At 44.4% G+C, this 15492-nt stretch carries 11 protein-coding genes; 2 read left to right on the top strand and 9 right to left on the bottom strand.

The annotated features are described in order from the left end of the window. Positions 1–15: 15 nt before the first annotated feature. The 4 genes from G5B11_RS02940 to G5B11_RS02925 form a co-directional block, all read right to left on the bottom strand. The gene (locus tag G5B11_RS02940; RefSeq protein ID WP_173726823.1) at positions 16–1614 is read right to left on the bottom strand and encodes a response regulator; all 1599 of its coding nucleotides are present in this window, start codon (positions 1612–1614) and stop codon (positions 16–18) included. A gap of 132 nt (positions 1615–1746) precedes the next feature. Further along, positions 1747–2739 carry a galactose/methyl galactoside ABC transporter permease MglC gene (locus G5B11_RS02935; RefSeq protein WP_158420863.1) on the bottom strand — a complete coding sequence of 331 codons (993 nt, stop codon included), beginning with the start codon at positions 2737–2739 and terminating at the stop codon, positions 1747–1749. A gap of 18 nt (positions 2740–2757) precedes the next feature. Continuing rightward, positions 2758–4263 carry a sugar ABC transporter ATP-binding protein gene (locus G5B11_RS02930; RefSeq protein ID WP_158420864.1) on the bottom strand — a complete coding sequence of 502 codons (1506 nt, stop codon included), beginning with the start codon at positions 4261–4263 and terminating at the stop codon, positions 2758–2760. Positions 4264–4439: 176 nt separating this feature from the next. After that, positions 4440–5591 carry a substrate-binding domain-containing protein gene (locus G5B11_RS02925; RefSeq protein ID WP_173726822.1) on the bottom strand — a complete coding sequence of 384 codons (1152 nt, stop codon included), beginning with the start codon at positions 5589–5591 and terminating at the stop codon, positions 4440–4442. Positions 5592–5863: 272 nt separating this feature from the next. On the opposite strand from G5B11_RS02925, the gene G5B11_RS02920 reads away from it, so the two are divergent. Beyond that, a complete protein-coding gene (locus G5B11_RS02920) occupies positions 5864–7036 on the top strand; it encodes a DUF4317 domain-containing protein (RefSeq protein ID WP_173726821.1) in 1173 nt (390 codons plus the stop codon). Then, positions 7029–7823 carry a Cof-type HAD-IIB family hydrolase gene (locus tag G5B11_RS02915; RefSeq protein WP_173726820.1) on the top strand — a complete coding sequence of 265 codons (795 nt, stop codon included), beginning with the start codon at positions 7029–7031 and terminating at the stop codon, positions 7821–7823. The genes G5B11_RS02920 and G5B11_RS02915 overlap by 8 nt, the downstream gene beginning before the upstream one ends. An 81-nt stretch (positions 7824–7904) precedes the next feature. On the opposite strand, the gene G5B11_RS02910 is transcribed toward G5B11_RS02915, so the two are convergent. The 5 genes from G5B11_RS02910 to G5B11_RS02890 form a co-directional block, all read right to left on the bottom strand. Continuing rightward, positions 7905–9194 carry an FKBP-type peptidylprolyl isomerase gene (locus G5B11_RS02910; RefSeq protein WP_173726819.1) on the bottom strand — a complete coding sequence of 430 codons (1290 nt, stop codon included), beginning with the start codon at positions 9192–9194 and terminating at the stop codon, positions 7905–7907. A gap of 147 nt (positions 9195–9341) precedes the next feature. Beyond that, positions 9342–12656, bottom strand: a complete 3315-nt coding sequence (gene mfd, locus G5B11_RS02905; RefSeq protein WP_173726818.1) for a transcription-repair coupling factor — start codon at positions 12654–12656, stop codon at positions 9342–9344. Beyond that, on the bottom strand, positions 12653–13228 hold the full coding sequence (pth, locus tag G5B11_RS02900) for an aminoacyl-tRNA hydrolase (RefSeq protein ID WP_158420869.1): 576 nt from the start codon (positions 13226–13228) through the stop codon (positions 12653–12655). The genes mfd and pth overlap by 4 nt, the downstream gene beginning before the upstream one ends. Before the next feature lie 16 nt (positions 13229–13244). Beyond that, on the bottom strand, positions 13245–14195 hold the full coding sequence (locus G5B11_RS02895; protein WP_173726817.1) for a TIGR03943 family putative permease subunit: 951 nt from the start codon (positions 14193–14195) through the stop codon (positions 13245–13247). Positions 14196–14210: 15 nt separating this feature from the next. Beyond that, complete coding sequence (locus G5B11_RS02890) at positions 14211–15407, bottom strand: CobW family GTP-binding protein (protein WP_158420871.1); 1197 nt, start codon at positions 15405–15407, stop codon at positions 14211–14213. Positions 15408–15492 lie beyond the last annotated feature (85 nt).

Below are 15492 nucleotides of genomic sequence, written 5' to 3'. Positions count from 1 at the left end.
TCCTGTTACTTATTGTTATAGACTTGCCCTGTATTTTGACGGTGAAATCCCGTATTCCTTCTTAAATACATAACTGAAGTAATTTGGTTCCGTGTAGCCTACTTCTTCTGCGATCACATATGTTTTGTCCTCTGTAGTACGAAGCAATTCCACTGCATGCTCCAGTCTTACTTTTGTCAGGTATGCCACAAAGCTTTGTCCCACTTCTTTCTTGAAAATGGTAGAAAAATATGCAGCACTTACATTCAGATAGCGGCACAGGGTATCCGCTGACAGATCGTTCTCCATGTAATGCTCATTAATATACGCCTTTGCCTGCTCCGTCAGCTTCATGGTGGAATCTGTCCTCTCATGACGGAGGGTATGCCGCAGATTGGTGCACACGTCCCGCAGCCAGTTCTCCAGTTCATCTATAGAAACGTGTTTATATAATTCCTGCCAGGGTACATCCATTTCCCCGAAAATCTGCCTTGTCTTAAGCTTGTAGGATCTTCCGATCTTCATAAGTTCCGTAATCAGCTCCATGAATATCAGCTGGTATTGATTTGGGGTAATGGAAAAACTGCGGATGCTGTCCATAAACTGCCGGATCGCCCCATCTGTCTCATCCCGGTTTCCCAGCTTTACTGCCCGCACCAGATTCTGAAAATCATATTCCAGAAATGATACCGCATCCTTGGGGCTTGGCTCTATATCATGAATGTACAGTACCCGGTTGCCTCCCATAATGGTCCTGTATTCCATAGCACTTCTGGCTTCCTGATAAGAAGTGGTCAGATAATCCACATGGTCGCAGATCTGTCCCACTGCTGCAGTTACCGGCACTTTCAGCACACGATCCCCCATCTTACAGATCTGATCCAAATGATACAGTGCTTTCTCCATTTCATTTTTATCTTTCAACATAAAAATAATAATGATTTCGTCCAGATAACTGATACTGTAAAAATGCATCCGCTCATTCAGATAATCCCTGGACATATCCTTCAGGGAAATACTTAGCAGCTGCTGGTTCTGCCCTGCCGTCTCTCCGGAGCCTGTATCTACATATAGCAGGGATACCACATAATAAGGTGCCCTGAAATCCATTTCATAGTTTTCCAGCATATTCTGCGCCCGCTCTCCGGTCACCTTTCCTTCCAGGATACCCATAACCAGCTGTTCCTGCATAGCTGGAAGGCTTTTCTGATAATATTCATATAGCCGGTTCATATTCCGATGTTCATTGATCTCATCATCCAGTTTCTGCCGAATCCTGGTCAGAACCTCTTCCATATCCTTTACACTGATGGGTTTCAGCAGATACTCCTCTGCCTCCAGATGCACAGCCTCTCTGGCAAATTCAAAATCATCAAATCCTGAATAAATGACCACCTTGATATTACGATAATTCTCTTTCAGTTTCCTGCAAAGAGTCAAGCCATCCATGTAAGGCATTTTGATATCTGTCATCACCACATCAATATGCAGCTGCTCTGCCATTTCCAACGCTTCCTGGCCGTTTTCCGCAGTCCCTGCCAGGCAGAATCCCATAGCCTCCCAGTCAATCTTTTTCTTCATGGCACGAAGCACATCCATCTCGTCATCTACCAGTAAAATCTTATATAAATCCATAATTTCTCATCCCATCCGTCTTTTTCGTTTATCTAATACAACACTTTCTATTGTATAAAAAATCCCCACTGAATACAAGGGTATCCAGTGGGGAAACGTAAGCTTCCAACCATTTTTTGGCTCTTACACTTATTATTTTTTAACAATGTATTTTCTGATATCCAGAGCGATTGCAACAACGATAACGATACCCTGTGCAATGTACTGCAGGTTCGGGTTCAGTCCCAGGAACTGCAGAGCAGATTTCAGAAGCTCGAATACTGCAACACCGATGATAACACCGGAGATCTTACCGATACCACCGTTTACAGAGACACCACCGATTGTACAAGCTGCAATAGCCTCCAGCTCATATCCGTTACCCATCTGAGTAGAAGCACCACCGGATTTACCACCAAGAAGGAATCCTGCGATTGCATACATACAAGCTGCTGTTATATAGATGATGATCTTTGTCTTCTTAACATTAACACCGGAAACCTCAGCTGCAACCTCATTACCACCAATTGCATACATGTATTTACCATGACGTGTATAGTTGAATACGAACCAGAAGATTACTGCTGCAATGATCAGGTACAGGAACAGAAGCGGGAATACACCGCCGATCTTTCCCTGTGTAACAGCTGTATAATCTGCACGGTATCCACCGATGGGCACGTTGTTTGTAACAACCTGCGCAATACCATAAACGATCATCTGCATACCCAAAGTACCGATGAATGCAGGTACACTTAAATAAGAAATAACAACACCATTGATCAGACCAAATACTGCACAGAGCGCCATACAGATCAGAAGAACTACCCATACATTCAGCTGTGGGAAATCAGGCCATACTTTACCAGGTGCATCTGCTTTCTGAAGCATGATACCGGAAAGGCAGGCAGAAAGACCAACCATACGTCCTGCAGAAAGGTCTGTTCCTTTCGTGATCAGACATGCGCTGACTCCAAGTGCAATGATAACACGAGGTGCTGCGTTGATAGCAAGGTTCATAATGTTTCTGAAGCTTCTGAAGTTAGGCTCTGTAATACTTACATAAATTACCAGCAGCATCAGAAGTACGATAATACCGTTATCCAACAAAACTTTTTTAAGATCAAACTTTTTTGTCTTATCCATTTTATTATCCTCCTTCGCTTAGAACTGTGTTGCGAAATACATGATGTTTTCCTGAGTTGCCTCATCACCGGAAACCTCTCCGGTAATCTTACCGTTACACATTACCATGATACGGTTGGATACACCGATCAGCTCAGGCATCTCAGAGGAGATCATAATAATTCCTTTTCCCTGCTTTGCAAGACTGATCATAATCTGATAGATCTCATATTTTGCTCCTACATCGATTCCTCGGGTAGGCTCATCCATAATCAGTACATCCGGGTTATTTGCCAGCCATCTGGAAATAATAACCTTCTGCTGATTACCACCTGACAGAGACTGGATCAATGTCTTGCTGCTTGGTGTTTTGATACTTAATTTTCCAATATTATCCTGAACCAGCTTTTCAATCTTTCCGTTGTTCAGCTTCACGCCGCCCTCTACATAATGGTCAAGGGATGCAATCGAAATATTATCTGCAATAGACAGGCATCCAAGAATACCACTTCCACGACGGTCCTCTGTGATCATGCCGATACCATTGCGGATAGCATCTTTCGGGCTCTTGATATTCAGTGGCTTTCCATTCAGCTTTACTTCGCCGCTGGTAGTATGGCGGATACCAAAAATGGCCTCCATCAGCTCTGTACGCTGTGCTCCAACCAGACCGCCGAATCCAAGGATCTCACCTCTTCTCAGCTTAAAGGAACAGTTCTTGAAAGAATTGCTGTGAATGCTGGTAAAATTGTCTACTTCAAGAAGTACATCTCCCGGTGTGTTATCAAGGGGAGGATAAATATTTGTAAGCTCACGGCCTACCATGTTTTTAACAATATCATCATCACTGATGTTTTTCATTTCCCATGTACCAACATAAGTACCGTCTCGCATGATGGTAATATCATCAGAGATCTTACGAAGCTCTGCCATCTTATGGGAAATAAATACAAAGGACACGCCTCTGTCACGTAAATCACGTACAATACGGAAAAGAGCTTCTACCTCATTATCTGTCAGAGATGAGGTGGGCTCATCAAGAATGATCAATTTTGCCTCCTGTGAAACTGCCTTGGCAATCTCAACAGACTGCATCTGTGAAATGGATAAATTCCCAAGTCTTTTCTTTGGGTCAAAAGGCATCTTAACATTATCAAGCCATTTCTTTGCCTCTTCATTCATTGTTTTGTGGTCGATCACCTGAAGTGGTCCCACTTTCTTAGTCGGAAAACGGCCAAGATACATATTCTCAGCGATCGTCCGCTCCGGAACAGGCTGCAGCTCCTGATGAACCATTGCCAGTCCGTTATGTAATGCTTCATCCGGATTGTTAATGTCGACCTTCTTACCGTCTACATAAACTTCTCCTTCATCCATATGGTAGATACCAAACAGGCATTTCATTAGTGTAGACTTACCTGCGCCGTTCTCTCCCATAAGGGCGTGGACGGTTCCCGGCCGAACCTTAAGATTTATCTTGTCCAGCGCTTTGACACCCGGGAAGCTTTTGCTTACACCGCGCATCTCCAATCTATATTCTGCCATCCCACTCTCTCCTTTCCTGGATATTGGCCGAACAGCCATTGTAATCGTAATCCCTGTTGTAACTGTTCAGTATTTCTGGCATATTACCTACTGAATCGTCACATCCTGTTCATAAAATCGGGTGTGTCCTTCAGACACACCCGAAATGTTCAGTCAACTGTCAATGCGAATCTGAATTATTTGATTTTGTCAAGAATTTCCTGTGCGTTGTCAGCTGTAACTTTTACATAGTCAACCATGTTTACAGGATCAACTTCCTCGCCTTTGAGGAATTTAACTGCAAGGTTAGCAGCACCCTGAGCCTGGCTGAAGTAATCGTTGAATACTGTACCTGTGAAGTTACCATCAACGATATTCTGAACAGCATCTGTAAGAGCATCAACACCTACAAGGTAGATATCCTTGCCAACTGTTCTGCCAGCTGCCTGGATAGCCTGAAGAGCACCAAGAGCCATAGCATCGTTGTTGCAGAATACAACTTCTACATCATCGCCGTACTGTGTAAGAGCATCCTGTACGATCTGCTGTCCTTTAGCCTGATCCCAGTCACCTCTCTGAAGAAGAAGCTCATCAACTTCTACACCAGCATCTGTAAGAGCTTTGATGGAGTACTCTGTTCTGTACTGAGCATCGATGTTCTCCGGATCACCCTGAACCATGATATAGGAAACTTTGCCGTCGCCATTGATATCACCTTTGTTCTCTGTCTCAAGGATCTCTTCGCCCTGGAATGTACCGGACTGTCTAGCATCTGCACCGATGTATGTAGCTTTCAGTCCATCAGAAGCCCATCTGTCAGACTCTGTCTCATCTGGCTGACGGTTGATATATACTACAGGAATACCTGCTTCGTTGCACATATCTGTTACCTGAGGAGCGGAAGAAGACTGAACAAGGTTCAGGATCATAACATCAACCTGATCTGTGATGAAGTTGTTGATCTGGTTGGTCTGCTCTGCCTGGTCATTCTTACCATCCTGTACGATTACATTGTCAGGATTAAATCCAAGATCCTCGGTAAGATAACGAACTAACTCTGTACGATACAGTGTCATGAAGTTATCTGTAAACTGATAAATACTGATACCGATCTTTGCGTTCTCTACATCAACGCCTTCCATATCTGGTTTTGCAAGAACATCACTTGCTGCCTCTGCTGTATCATCTGCTGCTTCTTCTGCATCAGCATCCTCAGCCTCTGCATTTTCCTCTGTTGCTGCCTCATCTGTAGTTTCCTCAGCTACGTCCTCTGCAAATACAGCTGTTGATCCGATCATTGTTACTCCCATTGCTACACAAAGTAAGCTGGCAAGTACTTTTCTCTTCATTGAAAACGTCCTCCTTTTATTGCGGTTCGTACCGCTCTTGATGTTTTATATTTTAGCAATCCTTGTTTAGGAAATAAATATAATATTTTTTTGTCTATCTATAAATTTCTTAACGTATTTAATCGTTTTTAACAGTTTTTGGTGTTCATTTTTATGCACTTTTACCATTACCCATTAGGTTTTTCTTATTTATCAAAAGAAATCTATAATTTTTTGTTTTCTTGCCCGTCAAAAGATTTTGCGATATAATGAGCAAACGAGGAGGATCAACCATGAACAAAAAAGAAATTTCCGAGATCAAAAAACAGTTTTCACCAGCCAATTGTTCCATTACAAGGATCTGCGGCTGTTATGTGGATGGTGACAAGAATAAGAAAACAGAATTAAAAGAAGCCTTCCTCTCCCTGTCTGAGGAAGAAATGTTCAAATATTTTGAGATTTTCAAGAAAACCCTGTCCGGTACCCTTGGTAAAAACCTGCTGAACATGGAATTTCCAACGAATCAGGAAGTAGATGGAGGAACCCAGGAATTTCTTATGCGTCTTAGAGCCAGCCGTCTCACCGACGATGAACTGATCCAACAGTTCTATGACCGGATCATTGAGAATTACGATTATCCAGAGAATTATTACATTATCCTTGTCCATGCAGTATATGATATTCCAGGCAAATCTTCTGACGGTCTTGACATGTTTGATGCATCTGACGAGATCTATGAGCATCTTCTTTGCAGCATCTGCCCGGTTAAGCTTTCTAAGGCAGGACTTTGTTATAATGCAGAGACAAATCTGATTGAAGACCGTATCCGCGACTGGATCGTGGAAATGCCGGAGTCCGGTTTTCTTTTCCCCGTATTTAATGACCGGAGCACAGACATCCACGGACTTTTATACTATTCCAAAAATGCAGAAGCACTTCATGATCTGTTTATTGATCAGGTTCTGGGCTGCACAGCTCCCATGTCTGCTGGTGGACAGCGGGATTCCTTTAACATGCTTGTAGAAGAAACCCTTGGAGATGACTGTGACTACAATACAGTGATCAGCATCCATGAGAAGCTGAACGAACTGATCGAAGCACAGAAAGATGAGCCTGAACCGGTAGTGCTCACAAAACCGGAAGTGAAGAGGCTTCTTGAGGACTGTGGCGTGGCAGAAGAAAAGCTGGATACCTTTGACCAGCAGTATGAACTTGTAGCAGGAGATCAGCCTTCCCTGATGGCCTCCAATATTGCCAGCCCCCGTAAATTTGAAGTCAAAACACCGGATGTAGTAGTGAAGATCGATCCTGAGCGTGCAGAATTGATCGAGACCAAAGTAATTGACGGTCGAAAATGTCTGGTGATCCCTATGGAAGGTGAGATCGAAGTTAATGGCATCTGCGTACACATGGGCAATCTTTCTGAAGACACAGAATATCCGGATAATGAGGTAGACGATGAATAGAAAAATCCTGTTTTTTGATATTGACGGCACTCTCGTCACAGCACCACCCTGTACCATTCCCGAAAGCACTGCCCAGGCCATTACCCAAGCCAGAAAGAATGGTCATCTGTGCTTTATCAATACTGGCCGCACCCGTGTGATCATCCCTAAAGATCTGCTGACTCTTGGCTTTGACGGTTATGTATGTGGCTGCGGCACTCAAATCTACATGAATGGCCAGCTGCTTTTCTCTAAATCCATCCCCCATGACCAATGCGTGGATATTGTAAAAAAGCTGCGTCAATTCCATATCCCCACGTATTTTGAGCGGTGTGATGCAATTTTATATGATGGTGAGCCACATCATCATCCTGTTTTCCCTATGATCCAGAAAATGGCACCTACGGAGAACATAGCTGAATACACCGGAGAAAAAGCTGCCACTTATACCTTCGACAAATATCTGGTATCCATTGGGCCAGACTCTGACCGGGCAGGCTTTGAAAAATATGTAAAAGAAAATGACATGATCTGTTTTGATCATGGGCATGATGTATGGGAAGTTACTCTTGCCAAATATACGAAAGCTACCGGCATCCAGTTCCTGCTGGATCATCTTGGCATGTCCCTGGAAGACAGCTTTGCTTTTGGTGACAGCACCAATGACCTGGCTATGTTGAAATATGCAGGCACCAGCATTGCCATGGGCAACTCCATGCCTGAGATCTTTCCTTTTTGTACTTACCGCACCACAGATATTACAGACAATGGGATCTGGAATGCAATGAAGCACTTCCAGCTGATTTGAAAATAAATTGCTCATATTAAAAAATGGGTACGCAGCACTGATCTGTGCCACGTACCCATTTTTTATGGATTGATATGTCTATCATTCTTCTGTATCGTCTGCAGCCTCTTCTGTAGGTGTTACCTCAGTCTCCTCTGCGGCCTCTTCTGTAGGTGTTACCTCGGTCTCCTCTGCGGCTTCTTCTGTAGGTGTTACCTCAGTCTCCTCTGCAGCTTCTTCTGTAGGTGTTACCTCGGTCTCATCTGCTGCCTCTTCTGTAGGTGTTACCTCGGCCTCCTCTGCTGTCTCTTCTGTGCTGTCACCTGCTGCATCTGATGTGGTAGCTTTGATGGTGAAAGTATGATTATCTGAGAATGTAAGAGTCTTAAGAACTTTCTCGTCCTCTGTGACTTTCGCATCATCCAGCCACTTCTCGGTTGTTTCGGAATAATATTTATTCTCTTTTGTAGTGGTTACGGATTTAACCTTGGAAGCAGTAGCATCCTCATCCTTCTCAGAATCCAGTCTGAGGATATAAGCAGCTGTATCTGTCTCTACAAGAGAGTCATAAACTTCACCCTCTTTCAGGGTACGAAGTGCAGTGAGCACTTCATCCGGATATGCAGTAGACTGGAAATCCTCATCATCAGATTCTTTGGTAGTAAATGTGCCATTTAATGCGGTATAGCTGTCATCTACCCCCTTAGCGATCTCTTTCATATCTGCTGTGGGATCCTCTTTCACCTTATCAAGGATCTCCTGAGCCTGCTCTTTCCTCTTGGCAATATCGTCATCTGTCAGATCATCTCCGGACAATGAAATATTAACATAGGTAAAGGCTGACTGCTGTGCATCATCCTCAGAAACCTCAATATTGCCTTCTTTCTTGATAGGATCCTGCATCTTCTTCTGATAAGTCTCAAGCTCAAGCAAAGTCTTCACCTGATCCTCTGTAACAGAAAGCTCCTTGATCGTATCCTCATCATTATCCTTCATAAAGGCTGCTGCTGCGTCTTCAATGCCTTTCTGCTCATCCTCTGTGATCTCCACATTGTAATCTGCAGCCTTCTCTTTCATTACGTACAGAATCTCTACCTGCTTCAGGGCACTCTTTACAGCGCTCTCTCCATAAGTCTCTCCTGTATCCTCATCTGCCACACCACTCCAGATATTGGAAGCACTGCCACCCATAAACTGCTGATACATAGCAATTGTCTGTGCCTGCTGCTCTCTTGCAAAAAGACTTAATACACCCATCGGCACGTCTGTACCATCTACAGTAGCAACTGTCTTTGTTCCATCTACTTTTTTCTCACCGCAGCCTGTAAACATCCCTGCTGCCAGCACTCCGGCCAGGGCTGCGATGGTTGTTCTTTTCAATAAATCCTTCATATCTTCCTCCAATCTGACGCACCTGTATCACAGGTTACACTTTTTATAGTATATCCTGTTTTTCCTCATCAGGCAACTATTTTTGTGTGAATTTTGATGATACCAGGGTTAAAAGGTCCAGGAACCGCCTGTGCTTGGTTGTTCCCCTTATTCCACCAGTTCCAGCAATTCCTCTGCAAACCGGGTAAGTGCAGGAACCACAGGTCCTACAGGTGCAAACAGGAATTTGGGCGTCTGATCGTTTTTAAATTGCAGGGACCGTCTGTATTTTTCCATAAGCGGCGGAATCCCTGCCGGATTGATCTTTGCATTTTCATATAAAGTGATCCTGCACTCCCTGGATGTCTGTTTGATCTCCGTAATATATGCCTGGTGTGCCAGTGCCTTCAGACGGGCAATGGCCAGAAGATTTAGTACTGCTTTTGGCGGTTCCCCAAAACGGTCGATCAGCTCTTCCAGCATTTCATCATAATCCTGCTGAGACTCTATCCCTGCGATCCGTTTATAAATATCCAGCTTCTGAAACTCATTGGATATATAGGTGTCCGGGATAAATGCATCCATTACAAGGTCTATAGTGGTCTCAAAATCGTCCATGGTCTGAATGCCCTTAGCCTCTTTGACTGCTTCACTAAGCATCTTGCAGTACAGATCATAACCTACTGCATTCATATGTCCATGCTGCTGCGCTCCAAGAAGGTTTCCTGCTCCGCGGATCTCCAGATCCCGCATGGCGATCTTGAACCCGCTTCCCAGGTCTGTAAACTCCCGTATAGCAGACAGTCTTTTTTCTGCTGTTTCTTTCAGCATACGGTTCTGCCTGTACATCAAAAATGCATATGCTGTCCGGTTGGAACGGCCAATACGCCCCCGCAACTGATAAAGCTGAGAAAGCCCATACTTATCTGAGTCATGAATGATCATAGTATTCACATTGGAAATATCCAGCCCCGTTTCAATGATCGTAGTGGAAACCAGTACATCGATCTCACCGCTTATAAAACCATACATCACCCGTTCCAATTCCCGCTCGCTCATTTGTCCATGGGCAAAATCTACCCTGGCCTCCGGAACAAGCTTTCCGATCCTGGCAGCTACTTCATCAATATCTGTCACCCGATTATATACATAATAAACCTGTCCGCCACGGCGCAGTTCTCTTTTGATGGCTTCCCGGACAGTCTCTTCATCATACTCCATCACATAGGTCTGGATAGGCATACGATCCATAGGCGGTTCTTCCAGCACACTCATATCCCTGATCCCGATCAAACTCATATGAAGGGTTCTTGGAATAGGTGTGGCGGTAAGTGTCAACACATCCACATCCTTCTTCATCTGCTTGATCCGCTCTTTATGTGCAACCCCGAAGCGCTGCTCCTCGTCAATGATCAGAAGACCAAGGTTTTTAAATTTTACATCCTTGGAAAGGACTCTGTGGGTACCTATCACAATATCCACCTGTCCCTTTTTCAGATCATCCAGTGTTTTCTTCTGCTGAGCAGGCGTGCGGAACCGACACAGCAGATCCACACGTACAGGAAATTCTTTCATCCTTTGTACAAAAGTATTGTAATGCTGCTGAGCCAAGATTGTAGTAGGAACCAGATACACCACCTGACGGCTTTCCTGTACAGCCTTAAAGGCAGCCCGCAGGGCAATTTCCGTTTTTCCATACCCTACATCACCACATACAAGGCGATCCATGATCTTGGTGCTTTCCATATCTTTCTTGGTATCTTCAATGGCCATCAGCTGATCGTCCGTTTCCTCATAGGGAAACATTTCCTCAAATTCTCTTTGCCATACAGTATCCGGGCCGCATACATACCCTTCTTTTTCCTGCCTGGCTGCATACAGCTCCACCAGCTCTTTTGCAATATTCTTTACGGCTCCCCGCACCTTGGTTTTGATACGGTTCCATTCCTGTGTTCCCAGCTTATTCAGCTTAGGCTTCCTGTCTGCATCTGCGCCGGTGTATTTCTGTAGGGCATCCAGCTGAGTAGCCAGAATATACAGGTTGCTTCCATCTCTGTACTCAATCTTTATATAGTCCTTGACGATCTTATCCACTTCTACCTTCTCAATCCCACGGTAGATCCCCAATCCATGCTTTTCATGGACTACATAATCTCCAATGGAAAGCTCGGAAAAATCCTGGATATGATTGCCATTATATTTTTTTCGTTTTTTCTTTTTTTTCTGCTCCTGGCCAAAGATGTCCGTCTCCGTCATCACTGCAAATTTAACCAACGGATATTCAAAGCCTCTGCTTGCATGGCCATACAGCACCATGATCTCTCCCGGCTGGATCACCCGGTCATAATCCTGGCTATAAAAAGCATTCAGGCCTTCAGCCTGCAGATCCTTTGCCAGCCGTTCTGCCCTGGTACGTGAGCCGGATAATAGAGCGATCTGATATCCCTGCTTTTTGTATTTAAAAAGGTCTTTTACAAGGAGCTCAAAGCTGCTGTTGTAGGAATTTACAGATTGGACCGTCAGCCCAAAATTATCCGTAAATCTCCACCCTTCCCGGTTTGGTTCCAAAGCACATAGGGCGATACAGTTTCTTTTGTTCAGGTTTTTCTTAACATCCTCAAACCTGCACAGCCACTGTCCCGGAAGCTTCTGTTCCCCTTTTTCCTCCCTGTGCATCAGGCTCTGCTGATATTCCTCTTCCACAGCCTGGCCATTTTCTGTCAGCCGGTTAGGCTCATCCAGGAAAATCAAAGCTTCCTCCTCCGGAAAGTAATCAAGAAAAGATACCATACCTTTGTCCAGCGTTTTTTCTGCTGCCGGATAAATCATGATTTCTTCCAGATTATCCAAAGAACGCTGGCTTTCTGCATCAAAGCTGCGGATAGAATCCACTTCATCTCCCCATAGCTCTATACGCCATGGATTTTCTTCTGTCAGCGAATAAATATCCACAATGCCTCCACGGACTGAAAACTGTCCCGGCATCTCCACCTGGCCTACACGCTCATATCCCAGTTCTACCAGGGATTTTTTCAGCTGCTCCATATCAATCACACTGTCATTGTAAAAATGAAGCACCCGATTCTGTATTTTATCCAGAGGCATCAGATAATCCATGCAGCCGTCAATGCTGGTAAAAACCGTAACCTCTTCCCTCTCAAGAAGTGCCTGGATCACCTGCATCCGCTGACGGATCAGAAGGTTTCCGTGGATGTCCGCCTGAAAAAAAAGCAGATCCTTGGCTGGATAATACAACACTGTTTTATCATAAAAACGTGTGTCCTCATATAGTTCCTTTGCTCTTTTTTCATCCTCACAGATCACAAGACGACGACGGAACATGTCAGACAATCCGTGGATCATATTCGCTTTTTGAGAAAGGGTGCAGCCGGTCAACAGCAACACCCCTTTGTTATTTTTTATAGATTTCTGTATTTCTTCAAACTCTGCAAGATTGTGTAAAGGTTGAATAAATGTTTTCATATTTTCTTTTTCCGATTATATTCATTCATGGCCGCATCCGGTCCCTGTGCAATAATTTTTTCAACAGCGTCTGCCGCCTCCCGGATCGCTTCATCCACCAGCTTACGTTCACTGTCCGGGAATCTGGACAGCACATGATCCGCCAGATCCCAGCCTTGGGGCTTAGCACCTACGCCGATTTTGATCCTGACAAAATTCTGAGTGCCCAGCTTCTGGATAATGTCTTTTAATCCATTATGACCGCCTGCGCTGCCCTGCTTACGGATTCGCAGCTGCCCCGGCTCCAGATCAATATCATCGCTGATCACAATCAACTCCTTTTCAGGATCGATCTTGAAAAAATTCACCATGTCACGGACAGGACCTCCGCTAAGATTCATAAAGGAAAGAGGCTTCATCAAAATGGCCTTGTCTCCGCCTATGATCCCTTTTCCATACATTGCATTAAATTTTACGCCGCCCTGCGGTACATTATGCTTTTCGATCAGGCAATCAACGGTGTCAAACCCCATATTATGCCTGGTTGCCTCGTACTGTCTTCCTGGATTTCCCAAACCAACTATTAAATACATATTGTCCTCATGCTATCTAATTAAAATATACCATTTCTTCTTCCAGCGGCTCACATGGCGTAACATTCTCTGCATAAAGAACCACGCCATCCCCCTGGTATTCCATCCGTCTTTCAAAAGCCACTTTTGCAGTAACCTCCACCCATTCCTTTTCTTTCAGCTTAGGTGCAAATGCACTTTTGCATACAAATCCAAGGAATGTGGTATCGTCTGCACAACAGGTCATGGCGATCCTTCCAGGTACAAAGAATTTGCTGCCCATTCCGCGGGGTTTCATAACCCGTCCCTTAAACCGGACGGTTTTTCCAACATAAGTATCCGGATGATCCATTGCATCCACAAACCAGATACCGTAATCCTCAGGCGGAATTTCAATCACAGGAGCATTTACGTCAAAGGGCATCTGATCCCCGAAAATATCATCAATCTCCCCTTCTTCATCTTCAAAGATCACCTCTGCACTCTGATTGGAAACCTTAATGCTTCTCCGGTAATTAGCCAGCGGATCTTCTCTCTTGCACCGGTTAAATACTACCATGTCCGTATATTTCACCATATCCATAAAAATGGACTTCATATTTGCCATATATACCTGGAACGTACTTCCGTCCACACAGGTAATCTGCTGTTCCACACCCCAGCCAAAGGGCAGCTTCATGTCATAAAACCTGCTGACCAGCCACATGCCATTGTATTCAATGATCACTCTGTCCGGCTGATGGATAATCTCCATTGCCTCCAAGCGCTCTGTAGTCAGATCCTCTTCTTTTTCGATCACTTCTACCACTGTATTATTTTTCGCAAGGGCTTTTGTATCGTATTCCTCTTCTCCCTCTTCCATCAGTATGAGAAGTGTTTTTCCATCGATCTGGAAATAGTCCTGATCCAAGGTAAATCTGAGAAAAGTGGTTTTACCGCTTTCCAGAAATCCTGTGATCAAATATATGGGAACCCTGATCTCATCCATGGTCTATCCTCCGCCTTATGCATTCAATCCAAAAAGCTGTGCCAGTTTCTCTTCATTCAGCTTGGATCCGATCACGCAGAGACGACCGGTGTATTCAGGTGCACCTTCACGGATCTCTGTTTCTTCCGGAACCATGTCAAAATAAATCCATGTTCCATCTTCTGCAGGCAGCATTCCCTTTGCACGAAGGATGATACCATATTCCTCAGATGCTGACAGTGCTTCCAGCATTTTCTCCAGTGCTTCTCTGGTATATTTCTTAATAGTCTCACGGCCCCAGCTTGTAAATACTTCATCTGCATGATGGTGATGATGATCATGGTGGTGATCATGTCCACAGCCGCAACTGCATTCCTCATCATGATCGTGGTGATGGTGATGCTCATGTTCGTGGTCATGGTCATGTCCGCAGCTACACTCTTCATCGTGGTCATGGTGATGTTCATGCTCGTGGTCATGGTCATGTCCGCAGCCACACTCTTCATCATGGTCGTGGTGATGGTGATGTTCATGCTCGTGGTCGTGGTCATGGTCGTGTCCGCAGCCGCATTCTTCATCATGGTCATGGTGATGATGATGCTCATGCTCCTCTTTCAAAAGCTCTTCTTCCAGAGATACAGGATGCTCCATAACCTCCAGCAGCTTCTTACCTTCCAGCTTCTCGATAGGTGTGGTGATGATGGCAGCATTCTTATTAATCTCCCTTAAAAGCTCCATTGCCTTTGTGGCTTTTTCTTCATCCACAATATCTGTACGGCTCATAATGATAGCCCCGGCATACTCTACCTGGTTGTTGAAAAACTCGCCAAAATTTCTCATATACATCTTGCATTTCTTTGCATCAACAACCGTTGTATAGCTATTCAGTGTTATATCAACTTCTTTTTCCACACCCTGTACAGCCTTGATCACATCAGACAGCTTGCCTACACCGGATGGCTCAATAAGGATACGGTCCGGATGGTACTTCTCTACAACTTCCTTTAAGGATGCTCCAAAATCGCCGACCAGAGAGCAGCAGATACATCCGGAATTCATTTCACGGATCTGAATCCCTGCTTCTTTTAAGAAACCACCGTCAATGCCAATCTCGCCAAATTCATTCTCGATCAAAACAACCTGCTCACCCTGAAATGCATCCTTCAACAGCTTTTTTATAAGAGTTGTTTTTCCAGCTCCAAGAAATCCTGAAACAATATCAATCTTTACCATTTTATTTTCCTTTCTGTTCTGGATTTGATCCATGAACGCAACTTGACCAGGAAACGCTTGCGCCCCCTGGTTCATGCATAAAACG

Origin of the sequence: Blautia glucerasea (genome assembly GCF_013304385.1) — a bacterium.
Classification (GTDB): Bacteria; Bacillota; Clostridia; order Lachnospirales; family Lachnospiraceae; genus Blautia_A; species Blautia_A ammoniilytica.
Note: the sequence above shows the minus strand (reverse complement) of the source record. Positions and strands in the feature narration are given on the sequence as shown.